Genomic DNA, 14299 nt, shown 5'->3' on the forward strand with positions numbered 1-14299 from the left:
AGCCATGACGGTTCAGCGCCCCGATATCTGGCAACAGGAGACCGGCCCCTTTGACATCATCGGGGACGTTCACGGCTGCGCGAAGGAGCTGGAAAAGCTCCTTGAAAAACTGGGATATGAGCTGACGTCAAGAGGGCCCAGAGGCCGCCGGACCACCCATATTCGCCATTCCGGAAATCGCAAGGTGATTCTCGTCGGCGATCTCGTCGATCGCGGCCCCGCATCGATGGACGTCCTGCGAACCGCCATGCACGGCGAAACCGACGGCACGATACGCTGCGTCATCGGCAATCATGACGACAAATTCCTGCGCTGGCTGAAAGGCCGCGAGGTCCGCATCACGAGGAGCCTGCAAACCACGATTGATGAAGCCGATAAGGAAAAGCCCAAATTCCTGGACGATGTCCGGCACTATCTGGAACACCTGCCCAGCCATCTGATCCTCGATAAAGGCCGGCTGATCGTCGCCCATGCCGGCCTGCCCCAGAAATACCACGGCATTGAAAGCCGCTCATCGCGCGTGTTCGCCATGTATGGCGAAACCACCGGACAGACGGATGATCTGGGCTTTCCGATCCGCCGCGACTGGGCCCGCAATTACCGCGGAGACGCCACAGTCGTACACGGCCATGTCGCGGAAAAGAAAGTCCGCCATGTCAATAATGTGTGGTGTCTGGATACCGGCTGCGTCTATGGCCACAAGCTGACGGCACTGCGCTGGCCGGAAAAGGAAATCGTCCAGATCAAGGCCAAACGCGACTGGTTCCCGCACCCGCGATTCAGCTAGGCGCGGCGACGCCCGCCATATCGCAAGCCGGCCAGCACCTTCGCCGGATCCGGCAAATCCCTGGTCAGTTTTCGCCAGTTCGCCTTGGCTTTCTCAAATTCCATGACGTTTTCAATGCGCCGGTCGAGAAAGGCTCTGGCCTTGGTTTTCTCCGGCGTTTCATCATTCAGCCAGACGGCCAGACTCGACGTGTAGACCGCCGACAAGATCGTCCGCTTGGAATACCAGTTGAAGTCCGTCGACGTGTCGTTCAACCCGCGCCAGATTGCATCCGACGACGCCCAGACGAGCTCCGCTCCCAGCGTCGCGGCATCATGCAGCAGAAGCCGGGCGCGCGCGCGGCGGGCGGCTTCCTCATGCGGCCCGATGGCTTCCAGCCGGGCCAGCACGGCAAATGTCACGCGCTGGCGGATTTTCATCGACGCCATGTCGGCGGCCGCCATGCGCGCCAGCATCTCGCTGTCCATCTGCGCCGACCAGTTGGCGATGAGGTCCAGAGCCCCACGCGGTGCGGCCAGTAACGCGGCATCCGCGCTGAGATCGGCGTCCGTGCGGGCCAGACGGAGCGTCTCGTCTGACCAGCCGTCAAAGCCCGCATGAGGCAGGGCGGACTGTGTAAGGCGGTCAAGATCGGGAGGAGTCGTGTTATGGGTCATGCAGCCTATGTAGAACAGCAAGACCGCGGCGTCGATGTGCATGTCGTCACAGGCGTCGATGGGTGTGGACAGGGTGCGTCAGCTCTGCTAATAGCCGCGCCTCTCGGCAAGAGACCTGCGGTCGTACGAATCTGGTGCGGCTGCGCAACAGATAACTACGAACCCAGGAGAGCGGACCATCGTTCAGATTATTGTGCGCGAGAATAATGTGGAGCAAGCGCTCCGCGCGCTGAAAAAGAAGATGCAGCGGGAAGGCACTTTCCGCGAAATGAAGCGTCGCAATCACTTCGAGAAGCCCTCGGAGAAGCGCGCGCGCCAGAAGGCAGAGGCCATCCGCCGTGCCCGCAAACTGGCCCGCAAGCGCGCTCAGCGCGAAGGTCTCATTGCAGGACCGAAGCCACGGCAGCCATAGCCGCAGGTTCAAGCCGATACAGGTTTAAGATCAAACGCCGCGCTGTCACCAGCGCGGCGTTTTCTTATGCGGATCTGGACTTCCCGAAGCTCAGCAGCCGTTTGATGGACGAGGCATTGGCCCGGCCCATGGAGCCCTGCCGGAACACATAGCTGGCCAGAAAAATCACCGTGACGGCCGTCACCACCATGACGATGGTCGTGCCGATAATCTCCACCATGCCCGGGTCTGACTGCAAACGCGCCATCATCAGGAAGGGCGTCCACAACGGCACCCAGGACGCGATCTGCAGGAAGGTCGAATCGGGTGATTCGAGTGTCACCATGATCACGATGAAGGGCACCATCATCACCATGATGATCGGGCTCATCAATGACTGGGCTTCCTGAAGCGTATCGCACAGGGAGCCGATCGCCAGATAGATCGTGCCATACATCAGATAGCCGACCACGAAATAGCCGATAGCCGGGATGATGAGGCCGGGATCCCAGATGGCGGCCAGGATTTCGGCGAGTGGCAGATCAGCTGCTGCGGCAAATGATTGCGCCGCAAACAGGCCACTGGAGGCCAGCCCGCCCCAGACCAGAATGAAGGTCGCAGAGACCGCTGCCAGCCCGGCCAGCTTGCCGATCAGGATTTCATGATAGCGCGCCGTCGCCAGAAGGGTTTCCAGTATCTTGTTGCCCTTTTCCTCGATCATCGCGGTCAGCAGCATGTTGGTGATCGAGAAGATCATGATCCACAGCATGATGGTCGCGCCAATACCGACGGCAAAGGGGATACGGTCGCTGATGCTGACTTCGGCACTCTCCCGGCCGCGTTCCGGCGTCCATTCCTGAAGCACCGGATTGATGGCATTCACTTCCGCCAGAACCTGTTCGGAAATGCCGGCGGCTTCAAACGCTTCCGAGCGCAGATGGTTTCGCGCCGCCCGGCGGGCCCGGTTTTTCAGATCGGACGATGTCAGATTCGTACTCCAATAGTCGATCTCGACGCCGTACTGACCGCCGCTCCGAAAGACGATGGCGGCAAAGAGCGGATGATCTTCGCCATCCATACGAACGGTCTGCTCCCCGAGAAGATAGGGTCTCAGCGCGTCGACATTTCCGGCGGGAGGATCGACCTGAATGAAGCGGCTCCGGAACTGGTCGGCGGAGATGTCCACGGGAGCCCCGAAAGCCTCCAGGGCTTCTGGCAGGCCTTCCAGGCCGGGTTCCGCCCGGATCGCCCGTTCGACGCTGTCCATCGCCTCTGACCGGCCCATAGTGGCGGCCAGTGCGCTGAACGCGGCTATCACCTCGTCCTTCTGGCCTTCCTGGAATTCGCGTTCGATCGCCTGACCGAGGCCCAGCCCCGTTTCGTCAAGAACGGCGTAATACCGGGTCGGCTGGGAGGATTCGGCCAGGATGGGAATGGCGCCACCAATCATCATGAAAAACGGGATCGAAAGCAGCGACAGCCAGAAGCCCCAGGTCGCGACATAGGAGAGGTATTCGCGGCGGGCCATGAGATAGATTGCGCGCATCACACAGCCTCCCGGTTGGATTTCTCGACAAGTTCAACAAAGACATCATGTAAGTGCGCGCGCATCGGCTCGAACCGCGCGAGCCTGACACCCGCCTCGACGCAGGCCTTCAATACGTCCTGTGCGTCCGAACCGGGGGCCAGCTCGATCGTCCAGCCGGACAGGCCTTCCGGGGCGTCCTGGGGCTCGACACCGCCCTGACCGGAGAGAACCTGCTTCAGATCATGATCGGAGGAGGTCTCGATGATCACCCGGCGCGGCACTTGCGACAGGGCGCTCGGCACATCGCCATCAAAGACTTTTCGGCCTTTGGAAATCAGTACGATCTGGTCGCACAGGCGTTCGGCATGTTCCATGACATGGGTGGAGAATAATATGGTCTTTCCGCGCCGGGCTTCGTCGCGGATCATTTCCTCGAGCATTTTCTGATTGACCGGATCGAGCCCGGAGAACGGCTCGTCCAGAATGATGAATTCCGGATCATGGGCGAGGGTGGCGATAATCTGCACCTTCTGCGCCATGCCCTTGGACATGTCCTTGATCTTCTTCTTCGCTTCACCGCCCAGGCCAAACCGTTCCAGCCCCTCGCGCGCCGCCTTGCGGGCGGCCGGCATGGTCATGCCTTTCATACGGCCAAAGAAGATGATGACGTCTTCCGCCTTCATCTTCTTGTAGATGCCGCGCTCTTCCGGCAGGAAGCCGACGCGCTGCAAGGTTGTGGCGTTCGGCGATTTCCCGAACAGGCGGACCTTGCCGTCATCCGGCTTGATGATGCCCAGCGCCATACGCAGGGATGTCGTCTTTCCGGCACCGTTGGGCCCCAGAAAGCCGGTAATCTGTCCGCGATGGACCGCAAGGTCGAAGCCGGCAACGGCAGTGTGGCCGGAATAGCGCTTGGTGACGCCCTCCAGCGAGAGAATGGTTTCGGTCATGACTGTCCCTGTCTACCCGATCTGGCGCGCACCATAGCCCCGCGACAGGTCAAGGAAAGCGGGACAGACGGCCAGACGGTCTCTCCTAAGCAGCCGGCAGGGCAAAATACAACAGATCCAGCGGCGGTGGCACCCTGCCTTCCACGGAAAGCATGTGATGCACCTGGCCGCGGTGATGGGTCTGGTGGTTGAACAAATGCGTCAGGATGATCTGCCGTGCCAAATGATGCGGTTCGCCGCGCGTATTGGTGTAGTGGGACTCTCCGGCATAATCGGCCGCTGGCAATGCGTCGATGAAAGCCTCGATGCGCCGGTCCATGGCTTCTCGTTCCATCCACAATTCGCCCAGTTTTTCAAAAGGCCTGTCTCGCAGATTTGTGTGGGTTGGACCCTCGCCGGTCAGACGGTGCATCCAGATCCGGTCGGCGATCAGGATATGAGTCAAAGTCCCGAAAATACTGTCAAAAAAAGCGCCATTCGCGGCCACTAACCGGTCATCGGACAATTCAGCGACCGCGTCGTAGAGGCGGTCATTGGCCCAGGCATTATAGGCCGACAGGCGCAGAAAATGATCCCGCATGCGGGCTTACCCTCTCCATTCCGCTTTCTCGCCCGCCTTATCATCATTCAGGCCGCGCGGGAACAAGAGTAGCGCCGCACCCGGTTGCGGTGCTAGATCGGCGCCATGACGATGGATCCGATTGCCGCCCGCCAGCGCCTGCTGGAGCTGAAGGACGAATTGATCGCCCTCTCGAAAGGCGGCGGTGAGGATCGCAAGCCTGTGACGCTGGACCAGCAATCCGTGGGCCGCCTGTCGCGCCTCGATTCCATGCAGGTCCAGGCCATGGCCAAGGCCGCCGACTCGCGCCGCGCCATGGAAATCCGCCGCATAGACGCCGCGTTGAAGCGGATTGATGCCGGCGAATATGGCTGGTGCGTTGAGTGCGGCGACGAAATCGCGCCCAAACGCCTGGACAGCGACCCGGCTGCGCCGAGATGTGCGGGGTGCGCTTAGGCGACCTTCGCCGCACCTATATAATCATAGGCGACGATTTTGGCCGTTTTGGGCATATAGCCTGCCTCCAGCTTGTCGATGGAAAAACCACCTGCCGTGATCATGCGGTCAATCGGCCGGGCCAGATGGCACCCGCCGGCAAGGATTTTCCAGACCGGCTCGATCCGGCTTTGCCATTTGAAGACCCCCGCATCGGGGGCCGCACCATGTTCGCAAAACAACAATCGTCCACCGGGTTTCAGGATTCTCCGGATTTCCGCCATAGCTCCGGCCACGTCCGGCAGGGTACACAGCGTGTAGGTCAAGACCACTGTATCGGCTGTGGCCGCGTCAAGCGGCAGATTTTCAGCCACGCCATCCACCAGTTCGACCGGCAGCGATTGTGCCTGAATCGCTCGGCCGGCCTTTGTGCGCAATCCGGCATTGGGCTCGATTCCGATGATCGCCTTCACCTTGTCGGCATCATAGAGCGGCAGGTTCGGGGCCGCTCCCATACCGATTTCAACAACGACGCCTTCGGCCTCGGGAACGATTTTGGTGCGTTGCTTCATGATCCGCGATTGCTGGCACGCGCATCCGATCAGATTGGGCAGGATAAAACGGTTATAGAAAGCCATGGCGAATACCTTGCATCTCTGAGAATGAGGATCAAGAGCCTTCTCACTAAACGCTTGTTTGACAAGGGGTATTTGGCCTCACTATAAACCATAAATGCATTATGGTTTTAGCATGGGAGGGCAGGATATGGCCAAGAAGGGAAAACTCAGCCGCCGATCATTTCTCGCCAGTGTTGCGGGCGGAATGGCGGCAATGGGGGCAATCGGCACGGTGACGGGAAGCGCTGTCGCCCAGTCCTACACCGGACGCACGGATGCTGACAGCGGCAGTTCGGCAGATCGCGCCGGCTATGGCCGGCGGCAGCGAACAGGGTATTCCGACAATGACTCCGGTGCCAATGCCGACCCGGCCAATTACGGACGCCGCGGCACCAGCAACACCAACCGCACCAACGTCACCGACAGCGACAGCGGGCCTAATGCCGACCGCGCCGGTTATGGCCGGGGAACCACGCGAAATTGTTCCGACCGGGACAGCGGATCGTCGGCAGACCCGGCAGGACGCGGACGTCACTGCCGCTAGTGCGTCATCCGACAGGTATTGGCGGGGCCGGGCTTTGTCCGGCCCGCGCTAGTCCACGCCCGGAAAGCTCTCGACAAACTTGATCCGGATATCCGGGAAACTGTCGACGAAGCGGATGGTGAAGTCCGGAAACGAGTCGACGAACTCCCATTCGCCGCAATCATCGGCGAAGCTCTCCACCACTTTCACATTGAGATCGGGAAAGCTGGTCACGACCTCGACATCAATGTCGGCAAAACTTTCAACCACCTGCACCTCGCCATAAAGCGGGATGCCGTTCCAGGTGCAGTCTTCGCTGATGTCGAAAGCCGCCAGAGCCAGTAATTCAATCATGGTGCACCTCCCCGGATGGCAGAAAGGCACACCTTACATGAATGCCCGCTGACAGGTCAGGCGGCGGCTTTCAGTTTTTCGGCGATATGGCGGGCAATGTTTTCATTTCCGGCGATGATATTGCCGGTTTCCAGCGGATCGCCTGCGCCATCCGCTTCGATGTGATAGCCACCCGCTTCCCGGATCATGATGATCCCGGCAGCAATGTCCCAGGCCTTCAGATCCCGCTCCCAGAACGCATCAAAGCGCCCGGCCGCCGTCCACGCCAGATCCAGCGAGGCCGCGCCATAGCGGCGGATGCCGGCCACGCTCGGCATGATCTGATGCAGCTCTTTCAGGAAACGGGCATGCCCCTTCTTGCCGAAATACGGCGTGCCGGTGGCAATCACGCAATCCATGAGTTCCTTGCGCCCGGAGACGCGCAGACGCCGGTCATCCAGCCACGCGCCATAGCCTTTTTCAGCATGGAACATGTCGCCATTGACGGGGTTATAGATCACCCCGGCGACGATCTCGCCCAGACGCTCCAGCGCGATCGAGACCGCAAAATGTGGCTGGCTGTGCAGGAAATTCGTCGTGCCATCGAGCGGATCGACAATCCAGCGGTGGGTCTTGTCCGTGCCTTCGACCTCGCCGCGCTCCTCCATCAGGAAGCCATAGCCCGGCCGCGCCGCATCCAGGGCTTCGTAGATGACATCTTCGGCCTTGCGGTCAGCTGCGGAGACAAAATCCGCCGGCCCCTTGCGGGAGACCTGCAGGTGTTCGACTTCGCCGAAATCGCGGGCCAGGCCACGCCCCGCCTTGCGGGCCGCATTCTGCATGACTTCCATGAGGGCGGTGACGCGTCCCACTATTCGGCCCGCTTCTGATAGCTGCCGTCTTCGGTCGAGATGATCACCCGCTCGCCGACGCCGACAAAAGGCGGCACCGCTGTGCGCACGCCATTGCTCAGAACCGCCGGCTTGTAGGAATTGGCGGCCGTCTGGCCTTTGACGACCGGCTCGGTATCGGCAACTTCCAGCTCGACAAATTGCGGCAGGGTCAGGCCGATCGGGCGATCTTCATACAATTCCAGAACGACCACCATGCCATCAGTCAGAAACGACGCCGTCTCTTCGCCGATGAAGTCCATCTGCAATTCAAGCTGCTCGTAATTTTCCTGATCCATGAAGGTCGCCATCGTGTCGTCCTTGAACAGGAATTGATAATCCTTCTGTTCCAGGCGCACGCGCTCGACCTTGTCGGCCGCGCGGAAACGTTCGTTCAGCTTGCGGCCATCGAGGATATTCTTCATCTCGACCTGCGCAAAGGCACCGCCCTTGCCAGGCTTGACCGCGAGGGTTTTCACAACCGTCCAGAGCGTGTCCTGATGCTGCAGCACCATACCCGGCTTCACTTCATTCCCGTTGATCTTCATGGACGATCATCCCGTTCGCTGTCTTCACGATGAAAACCGGCCCCCACCCGCATCAGGCGAGGGCCGGAAAGTTGCGCGCGTCCTATCAGGCAGCGCGGCGGGCGGCAAGCGCTCTTCGCCTAGACCCGCTCCTGTGGGGGCAGGCGGTATCCGCCAAACAGCCAGTTGAAAACATCCTTCACAATGAAACTCGCTCCACCCAGCGCCGCAATGGCCGCATCGCGGCTGGCACCGCCTTGCAGGAAGGCCGGCAATTGCGCTTCCAGCTCCGGGAAGAACTGGCCGAGGAACATGACGGTCAGGACCGCCGCGCCGACCCAGGCCAGCGCCAGGATAAAGCTCCTGCGGCGTCCCCGGCGGCGGGCGACGCCGAAGCCGTCCCGGCGGTCAGCCTCCGTCATTACCGAGCGCACTGCTTCGCGCAGTTCCGGGCTTTCCAGAAGGCGCGCCCCGATTTGCCGGGGATCGTGCTCGCCGGTCGCCGTGGCGGCCAGCGACAGAACCTGCTGCCCCTGCCCGCCCGAGCGGACCCGGCGCGCCATGGCGTCATCGAAACCGGCGCGCAGCAAGAGCTGGCGGGCCTGATTGCGTCGTTGATTAATCATACCCAGGCTCCATTGGCTGAGTTGTCGGGAAGATCGGACGTGTCGAACGGCGGCGGTGCATTGTAGTGGGGGTCCGCCGCCGGCTTTGGCAGGGACAGGGCGTAAGCGCTCATAAGGCGCCGGGACCAGCCCATGCCGAACACGGAAAACGTCGAGAGCTGACCGTAGAAATGCATGCGCCGCGCGGCATATTCCTCAACCAGCGCATCCGGGTCAGCGGCATTCACCGCGCCCATCGTCTGCGGGCCGATAATGCCGTCATCTGGCACACCGGCGGCCTGTTGCAGGAACCGTTTCGCCCGGTGCGGCCCGTGGTTCACGGCGGCATCAAACAGCATGAAGGCAATGCCATCCGGCATCTCGCCGCAGCGGCAGACATCCCAATAGCGGTCCTTGTAGATCTGGCCCGCTTCCTGAAGCGTCAGATTTTCAACATCGCTCTTGGTAACCGGTGTGCCGCGCCATTCGGCCAGCGTGCCGATGGTGATGCCCATATTGGTGGCACCGCCGGGATCGCTGGGATGATCCACATATCCGCCCTCGAAGGACAGGACGTGTTCCAGAGCCGTATCAAAAACAACCGCCATGACAATCTCCCCTGTTCTGTCTGACGCAAGGAAGCTGGCCGAAGGTCAAGGCTTCAAATGGGCCCAATCAGGGTTTTCGCGCCCGATATGGGGCGATTTCGGACCCGATCTGTTCATCTTCGATTGGGGTTGGCGGGCGTCGGCCTAGCGCGAGATGCGGTCGCGATAGGCTTCGACTTCCGACTGCACGTCCTGCACCACGGCTTGGGAATAGACATTGGCAAGGTCGGTTTCCAGCGCTGCGGCAAGGCGGTCCCGGTCGACATTCAGCGACCGTGATCCGTCCATCTCGTATTCGGCCATCAGCGCCCAGTAATAGGCCCGCACCGGATCGCGCGGCACGCCATATCCGCCCGCCAGCGCGACGGCATAGAGGAAGCGCGACTCGGCATCCCCGCCGACCGCGCCCTGTGCAAACCATTCCGCCGCGGTGGCCGCATCGGCTTCGCCGTCATCAGTGCCGTTCAGCAGCATCAGCCCGTATTGGCCCATGGCCGGCGCAAACCCGGCTTCGGCCGATTGCCGAACCAGCGCAAAGGCCTGCGCGGCATCCTCCGGCCCGCCCTCGCCGGCGCCTGCCATCAGGCCCGCCTGCAAGGCCGCCTCGGCATGATCGGCCTGCGCCGCGCGGACATACCATTCGCGCGCGGCTTGCGGATTGTTCGGCCCGCGCTCCCAGACATCATACATCTGGGCCAGCTGGAACATGGCCTCGGCATGGCCCTGACTGGCGGCGCGCTCGGCCCATTCCAGCGCAAAGGGCGCATCCTGCGGCACGGGCGAGGCTTTCAGGATCAGGGCATAGGCCAGCATGGCGTCGATATTTCCCGCCTGCGCCGCGCGCTGGAAATAGCCGCGCGCCTCGGTCGGCAACAGGCTGGCTTTGGCCGCCTGCGCCATCCGGCCCAGCCGATAGAGCGCGACGGGCTCGTTCTGATCGGCCGCGCGCCGGTACCAGCGCACGGCCTGCGCATCACTGGCCTCTTCAATCTGGCGGTTTTCGTGCAACAGGCCCGCCAGCGTCGCCGCGCGCGCATGGCCGCCGGAGGCCGCATTGCGTGCATGCACATAGGCGGTTTCAAAATCTTCCGTCGCATAGGCCAGCTGTGCCCGGTCAAAGATCTCGGCCAGATTCGCCGTGCTCGATGGCGCCGTGGTCACCGGCGCGTCGGCATCGTCCAGCGACAGGGCGTCATTCTGGCGTTCGGCATCAATGAGCTGGAGACCGCGCAGGAGCGGTGCGGGCGCATCATCATCAGACGCCGCCTCTTCGGACGGCGCATCCACGGACGGTGCATCGTCCTGGGCGGACGCCTGTCCGGTCACCAGAAGCAGGAAAAGAAACAGCGCGGTCAATACGCGACAGACCATGGTCAACCTCGTCTACTCGCCCCGCATCAATGCGTTGAACGCTATAACGGCTGCCGCCGGTCCGTCCACATGCGACCACACACCCGACGACACGGCGAGGAAATCCGCGCCCGCCTCGATCAGCGGTTTGGCATTGTCCACCGTGATGCCGCCAATGGCGACACAGGGTAATTCGAACAGGTCCGACCACCACTCCAGTATCTCCGGATCCGCCGTGGTCGGCGCATCCTTGGTCGCGGTCGGATAGAAGGCCCCGAAGGCGACATAATCGGCTCCCGCCTCGCCCGCCTGCATCGCCAGATGGCGGCTGTCATGACAGGTCACGCCCAGCATGCGGTTCGGGCCAATCGCCTCGCGCGCCGCTTTGGCCGGCACATCGCCCTGCCCGACATGCACACCGTCACAGCCCAGCGCCACGGCCAATTCCGGATCATCATTCAGGATCACTGCCACGCCCATCGATTGCGCGAGTTTGATCAGCGGCGGGGCGAGGCGTTTGATCTCCTCCACCGAATGATCCTTCAGGCGCAGCTGCAGGGCGGCCACCTCACCGGCCTGCAAGGCCTCGGCGAGCATGTCGTCAAAACCGGCCTCGAGGCGCGGCGGCGTGATCAGATAAAGCTGGCAAGTCATGAGGGTGCTCTTAGCGCGGAAGGCCGGTCGGTAGGAAGGGGCTACTGAAGCGGAAACACCCAGCTGCTGTCGTCGCGCTGGACTGCGAAGGAGCAGGTGTAAGGATTGCCGCGAGCTGGAAACAGATGAATTGAGCGGTTGGGCCAATCGGCTTCATCACAATCTTCCGAAAACTGGCATGCACAAACACCATAGCCATGATTGGGCGATGGGTTCTGAGCCGCAACGACATCAATGAAGGCAAAGACTTCAGTTGACGTCCGCTCCTCCTCATCCGACCAGGGCAGGGCTCCCCAAAATGCCTCAATCAGAGGCTCGCCAAGCTCCGGAGGGGCGGGTATCACGATATACTCATCCTCAGGCCATGATAAAGATGTGGCCGGTCGCTCCTCCAAAATATCCAGTACAATTGTATCCCTTAGCTCCGAGGCTCTATCCGTACATATAGATATCACATCGGCATCTGGATCAGTGAGGTCAGCGCCAGGAATTCTGACGCCGGAACAGTGTGCCGAATATTCCGCGTCAACCATAACTCGATTAAATCGAACGATATCGTCGCCGGTCCGTCGCAGACGAAAGAAGATGCCCGCGCACGATCCAGAATCGTGCGCTTGATCCATAGATTGTTCGGACCCCGGATAATATTCGATCTCGTCGCAGATATTGCAATCATAGCCGACGCAATGATCCATATCACCGACAACCCGAACTCGCCGTCCATCCCACGCCCACGGGTCCTCATGGATTTCTGCAATCGTCACCAAGGGCGGCACGGTTTCCGCTTCCGGCGCGCCGGTTTGTAGCATCACCACAGCCGTCAGTAATTCGATCAGCATTCCCTTGCCTCCCATAGAGCATGAAAAGCCTATCCGGACACGCCGGCCTCCCACAAGCCTGACGCGCAAATCAGCCACCGCCGCCTTGCGCGCGAACCCGCTCGCCTTCCACGAGAATGATGTTGCGAAACCGTCATATTTCACACAGCGTCCGGACCGGGTGGGGAGGACAAGCAATCATGATGCGTATTCTCAACATGCTGATCCTGGGGGGATTAGCGATCTGGGCGGCCTCGTTCTTTCTGAGCGGCCCGGCCTCCAGCGCAGGCGCAACCACACTGACCATGGCAGAAAGAGCCGCCTTTGCCGAAGAGGCCTGCACCGCCGCCTGGGCGGCCATGCCCGGCTTCGGCCCGGTGACCCCACAGGCCGCCGCCGCGCGCGAGGATTATGACGAGGTCTATGCCTGCACCGGCATCGTGCCGCAGGCGGGCGAGGTCCTGCTGGTCGCGCGCTATGCCGGCGGTCCGCGCGAACGCGCCGTCAGCTACCGCATCGACGCGCTGTGCGACGCCACCGGCAAATCCCTGCTGGAAGATGGCGGACGCCTGCCGGAAGCGTGCGAGGGCTAGACCTTAAAGCCCTTCGGCGCGCGCCTTGCGCCAGTAGATCAGCGCCAGAACTGTGACGACCAGCGGCACCATCAAGCCGTATTCATCGATCCAGACCCCGGTCCGTTCCGTTTCGAGCGTCAGCGGCGTGAAGATTTTCTGGATGTAGATATTATGCGCCCCGTGGAACATGACGGCGGGCCACAGGGAGCGCGCACGGAAAGTGTAATATGTCATGATCACCGACATGGCGACGATCATCAAAGTAAAACAGGCCAGCTGGAACAGCGTATTGCCGCCGCCATAGGCGATGATGACCGGATAGTGCCAGACCGCCCATAACAGGCCGCTGATCAGACAGGTCGCCTCGAACGACATCAGTTTACGAAGCTCCCAGACCAGAAAGCCGCGCCAGCCGATTTCCTCACCCGCAATCGTGCCCAGCGATTTCACGAACTGCACCACCGCCATGAGCACCACCATCAGGGCGATCACCATCCAGGTGGACGCCTCGGGCAAGCCCAGCTGCGCGCGCCAGTCGGCGAACGTCTCCGGATTGCCCATGCCGCCAAAGCCGAGCAACCAGGCGAGGCCATAGGCGGCCGAAACATAGACGACCGGCACCAGATAGCCGGCCCAATTGGGGCCGAATCCGCCCCAGCGCCAGGGCAGGCCGGAAATTGTCCGGCCCCGGAGCTTCAGCGTCACAAAGGCGGACAGGGCAGGCATCATCATCAGCGTCCCGACATAGAGCGAGGTCGGCACCAGACGCACAATTGCAAAATGCGCCACGGCGCTCCCAATCGTCAGGATCACCAGAAACAGGCCGAGCGTTGCGATGGTTGATCGCTTGTCAGTCGCGTGTGTGTCCATGGCCTTTTTCCTCCTGTGTCTCTGTTCCGGATTGACCGGACCGGTCGCGATATATATAAATACACAATCAATTGTGCAATTAATTGTGGAATAATCAAGGCATGCAGAACAGCAACATCATGGACACCCACCCGCTGAGCGGCGCTTTCCTGTCGAACAAGCTCTTGCGGCTGGTCGAGACGATTGCCGATCAGGGGGAAGTCTTGCTGGACTCGGCCGGCATCCGCATTCCGCCGCGCGCGATTTCCACCGTGCTGATGATCGGCGAGGTCGACAATGTCACCGCTGCCGACATTGCCAACGCACTGGATCAACCACATCAGCTCGCCACACAGCGCATCACGCTTCTGATCGAGCTGGGTCTGATTGCCAGGACGCCGCATGCCACCGACAACCGGCGCAAAGTGCTCAAACTGACCGCAGAGGGGCAGGCGCAATACACGCTGTTGATGGACATGCTCGGCCACATCCGGGCGGCCATGGACGCGCTCTATGAAGAGCTGGGCTGCAATCTGGCCGACATCGCCGCCAAAGCCGTCGACGCCCTGAACGACCGGCCCCTGATCGAACGCATCGGAAAAACGCCGGCATAGGCGCCGATGTTACGGTCGCCCGCCTGCCTG

Annotated in this window: 20 protein-coding genes; 6 read left to right on the top strand and 14 right to left on the bottom strand. The window is 61.4% G+C overall.

Annotated features, from left to right (window positions below):
• Nucleotides 1–4: 4 nt before the first annotated feature.
• On the top strand, nucleotides 5–787 hold the full coding sequence (locus HXX25_RS09650) for a metallophosphoesterase (RefSeq protein ID WP_187165715.1): 783 nt from the start codon (nucleotides 5–7) through the stop codon (nucleotides 785–787).
• On the opposite strand, the gene HXX25_RS09655 is transcribed toward HXX25_RS09650, so the two are convergent.
• Nucleotides 784–1443: a COQ9 family protein gene (locus HXX25_RS09655; RefSeq protein ID WP_187165716.1), complete on the bottom strand. Its 660-nt coding sequence runs from the start codon at nucleotides 1441–1443 to the stop codon at nucleotides 784–786. The genes HXX25_RS09650 and HXX25_RS09655 overlap by 4 nt on opposite strands.
• 151 nt (nucleotides 1444–1594) lie before the next feature.
• On the opposite strand from HXX25_RS09655, the gene rpsU reads away from it, so the two are divergent.
• Entirely contained in the window at nucleotides 1595–1855 is a 261-nt protein-coding gene (rpsU, locus tag HXX25_RS09660; protein WP_187167810.1) for a 30S ribosomal protein S21, read from the top strand.
• A gap of 64 nt (nucleotides 1856–1919) precedes the next feature.
• Here the strand turns inward: rpsU and HXX25_RS09665 are convergent, their stop codons facing one another.
• From HXX25_RS09665 to HXX25_RS09675, 3 genes are all read right to left on the bottom strand, one after another.
• Complete coding sequence (locus tag HXX25_RS09665; protein ID WP_187165717.1) at nucleotides 1920–3380, bottom strand: ABC transporter permease; 1461 nt, start codon at nucleotides 3378–3380, stop codon at nucleotides 1920–1922.
• On the bottom strand, nucleotides 3380–4312 hold the full coding sequence (locus tag HXX25_RS09670) for an ABC transporter ATP-binding protein (protein ID WP_187165718.1): 933 nt from the start codon (nucleotides 4310–4312) through the stop codon (nucleotides 3380–3382). Before HXX25_RS09670 ends, HXX25_RS09665 begins: the two co-directional genes overlap by 1 nt.
• An 85-nt stretch (nucleotides 4313–4397) precedes the next feature.
• Complete coding sequence (locus tag HXX25_RS09675; RefSeq protein ID WP_187165719.1) at nucleotides 4398–4892, bottom strand: DinB family protein; 495 nt, start codon at nucleotides 4890–4892, stop codon at nucleotides 4398–4400.
• A gap of 105 nt (nucleotides 4893–4997) precedes the next feature.
• Between HXX25_RS09675 and HXX25_RS09680 the strand changes: the two genes are divergently transcribed.
• Complete coding sequence (locus HXX25_RS09680) at nucleotides 4998–5327, top strand: TraR/DksA family transcriptional regulator (protein WP_187165720.1); 330 nt, start codon at nucleotides 4998–5000, stop codon at nucleotides 5325–5327.
• On the opposite strand, the gene HXX25_RS09685 is transcribed toward HXX25_RS09680, so the two are convergent.
• Nucleotides 5324–5944, bottom strand: a complete 621-nt coding sequence (locus HXX25_RS09685; RefSeq protein ID WP_187165721.1) for a class I SAM-dependent methyltransferase — start codon at nucleotides 5942–5944, stop codon at nucleotides 5324–5326. The genes HXX25_RS09680 and HXX25_RS09685 overlap by 4 nt on opposite strands.
• A 127-nt stretch (nucleotides 5945–6071) precedes the next feature.
• Between HXX25_RS09685 and HXX25_RS09690 the strand changes: the two genes are divergently transcribed.
• On the top strand, nucleotides 6072–6467 hold the full coding sequence (locus HXX25_RS09690) for a hypothetical protein (protein ID WP_187165722.1): 396 nt from the start codon (nucleotides 6072–6074) through the stop codon (nucleotides 6465–6467).
• A 48-nt stretch (nucleotides 6468–6515) separates the two neighbouring features.
• On the opposite strand, the gene HXX25_RS09695 is transcribed toward HXX25_RS09690, so the two are convergent.
• The 8 genes from HXX25_RS09695 to HXX25_RS09730 form a co-directional block, all read right to left on the bottom strand.
• Nucleotides 6516–6800 carry a hypothetical protein gene (locus HXX25_RS09695; RefSeq protein ID WP_187165723.1) on the bottom strand — a complete coding sequence of 95 codons (285 nt, stop codon included), beginning with the start codon at nucleotides 6798–6800 and terminating at the stop codon, nucleotides 6516–6518.
• A gap of 56 nt (nucleotides 6801–6856) precedes the next feature.
• Complete coding sequence (locus tag HXX25_RS09700) at nucleotides 6857–7630, bottom strand: inositol monophosphatase family protein (RefSeq protein ID WP_370543768.1); 774 nt, start codon at nucleotides 7628–7630, stop codon at nucleotides 6857–6859.
• A gap of 20 nt (nucleotides 7631–7650) precedes the next feature.
• Nucleotides 7651–8217 carry an elongation factor P gene (efp, locus tag HXX25_RS09705; protein ID WP_187165725.1) on the bottom strand — a complete coding sequence of 189 codons (567 nt, stop codon included), beginning with the start codon at nucleotides 8215–8217 and terminating at the stop codon, nucleotides 7651–7653.
• A 119-nt stretch (nucleotides 8218–8336) separates the two neighbouring features.
• Nucleotides 8337–8822, bottom strand: coding sequence for a hypothetical protein (locus HXX25_RS09710; RefSeq protein WP_187165726.1), 486 nt, complete (start codon nucleotides 8820–8822; stop codon nucleotides 8337–8339).
• The gene (locus HXX25_RS09715; protein WP_187165727.1) at nucleotides 8819–9409 is read right to left on the bottom strand and encodes a glycoside hydrolase family 108 protein; all 591 of its coding nucleotides are present in this window, start codon (nucleotides 9407–9409) and stop codon (nucleotides 8819–8821) included. Before HXX25_RS09715 ends, HXX25_RS09710 begins: the two co-directional genes overlap by 4 nt.
• A 144-nt stretch (nucleotides 9410–9553) precedes the next feature.
• Entirely contained in the window at nucleotides 9554–10780 is a 1227-nt protein-coding gene (locus HXX25_RS09720) for a tetratricopeptide repeat protein (RefSeq protein WP_187165728.1), read from the bottom strand.
• 12 nt (nucleotides 10781–10792) lie between these two features.
• A complete protein-coding gene (gene thiE / locus HXX25_RS09725) occupies nucleotides 10793–11413 on the bottom strand; it encodes a thiamine phosphate synthase (protein WP_187165729.1) in 621 nt (206 codons plus the stop codon).
• Nucleotides 11414–11454: 41 nt separating this feature from the next.
• Nucleotides 11455–12252 (bottom strand): hypothetical protein, encoded by a 798-nt coding sequence (locus HXX25_RS09730; RefSeq protein WP_187165730.1) that lies wholly within the window; start codon nucleotides 12250–12252, stop codon nucleotides 11455–11457.
• 179 nt (nucleotides 12253–12431) lie between these two features.
• Between HXX25_RS09730 and HXX25_RS09735 the strand changes: the two genes are divergently transcribed.
• Nucleotides 12432–12824 (top strand): hypothetical protein, encoded by a 393-nt coding sequence (locus tag HXX25_RS09735; protein WP_187165731.1) that lies wholly within the window; start codon nucleotides 12432–12434, stop codon nucleotides 12822–12824.
• Between the two features lie 3 nt (nucleotides 12825–12827).
• Here HXX25_RS09735 and HXX25_RS09740 read toward each other — a convergent pair whose 3' ends face one another.
• Nucleotides 12828–13676, bottom strand: coding sequence for a CPBP family intramembrane glutamic endopeptidase (locus HXX25_RS09740; RefSeq protein WP_187165732.1), 849 nt, complete (start codon nucleotides 13674–13676; stop codon nucleotides 12828–12830).
• Between the two features lie 101 nt (nucleotides 13677–13777).
• On the opposite strand from HXX25_RS09740, the gene HXX25_RS09745 reads away from it, so the two are divergent.
• A complete protein-coding gene (locus tag HXX25_RS09745; protein WP_187165733.1) occupies nucleotides 13778–14269 on the top strand; it encodes a MarR family winged helix-turn-helix transcriptional regulator in 492 nt (163 codons plus the stop codon).
• The last annotated feature ends 30 nt before the right edge of the window (nucleotides 14270–14299 follow it).

This window comes from Hyphobacterium sp. CCMP332, from assembly GCF_014323565.1.
Lineage (GTDB): Bacteria > Pseudomonadota > Alphaproteobacteria > Caulobacterales > Maricaulaceae > Hyphobacterium.

Coding starts and splice junctions, on each gene's coding strand:
- HXX25_RS09650 (WP_187165715.1), top strand. CDS start 5: ATGACGGTTCAGCGCCCCGATATCTGGCAACAGGAGACCGGCCCCTTT.
- HXX25_RS09655 (WP_187165716.1), bottom strand. CDS start 1,443: ATGACCCATAACACGACTCCTCCCGATCTTGACCGCCTTACACAGTCC.
- HXX25_RS09665 (WP_187165717.1), bottom strand. CDS start 3,380: ATGCGCGCAATCTATCTCATGGCCCGCCGCGAATACCTCTCCTATGTC.
- HXX25_RS09670 (WP_187165718.1), bottom strand. CDS start 4,312: ATGACCGAAACCATTCTCTCGCTGGAGGGCGTCACCAAGCGCTATTCC.
- HXX25_RS09675 (WP_187165719.1), bottom strand. CDS start 4,892: ATGCGGGATCATTTTCTGCGCCTGTCGGCCTATAATGCCTGGGCCAAT.
- HXX25_RS09680 (WP_187165720.1), top strand. CDS start 4,998: ATGACGATGGATCCGATTGCCGCCCGCCAGCGCCTGCTGGAGCTGAAG.
- HXX25_RS09685 (WP_187165721.1), bottom strand. CDS start 5,944: ATGGCTTTCTATAACCGTTTTATCCTGCCCAATCTGATCGGATGCGCG.
- HXX25_RS09690 (WP_187165722.1), top strand. CDS start 6,072: ATGGCCAAGAAGGGAAAACTCAGCCGCCGATCATTTCTCGCCAGTGTT.
- HXX25_RS09695 (WP_187165723.1), bottom strand. CDS start 6,800: ATGATTGAATTACTGGCTCTGGCGGCTTTCGACATCAGCGAAGACTGC.
- HXX25_RS09700 (WP_370543768.1), bottom strand. CDS start 7,630: ATGGAAGTCATGCAGAATGCGGCCCGCAAGGCGGGGCGTGGCCTGGCC.
- efp (WP_187165725.1), bottom strand. CDS start 8,217: ATGAAGATCAACGGGAATGAAGTGAAGCCGGGTATGGTGCTGCAGCAT.
- HXX25_RS09710 (WP_187165726.1), bottom strand. CDS start 8,822: ATGATTAATCAACGACGCAATCAGGCCCGCCAGCTCTTGCTGCGCGCC.
- HXX25_RS09715 (WP_187165727.1), bottom strand. CDS start 9,409: ATGGCGGTTGTTTTTGATACGGCTCTGGAACACGTCCTGTCCTTCGAG.
- HXX25_RS09720 (WP_187165728.1), bottom strand. CDS start 10,780: ATGGTCTGTCGCGTATTGACCGCGCTGTTTCTTTTCCTGCTTCTGGTG.
- thiE (WP_187165729.1), bottom strand. CDS start 11,413: ATGACTTGCCAGCTTTATCTGATCACGCCGCCGCGCCTCGAGGCCGGT.
- HXX25_RS09730 (WP_187165730.1), bottom strand. CDS start 12,252: ATGCTGATCGAATTACTGACGGCTGTGGTGATGCTACAAACCGGCGCG.
- HXX25_RS09735 (WP_187165731.1), top strand. CDS start 12,432: ATGATGCGTATTCTCAACATGCTGATCCTGGGGGGATTAGCGATCTGG.
- HXX25_RS09740 (WP_187165732.1), bottom strand. CDS start 13,676: ATGGACACACACGCGACTGACAAGCGATCAACCATCGCAACGCTCGGC.
- HXX25_RS09745 (WP_187165733.1), top strand. CDS start 13,778: ATGCAGAACAGCAACATCATGGACACCCACCCGCTGAGCGGCGCTTTC.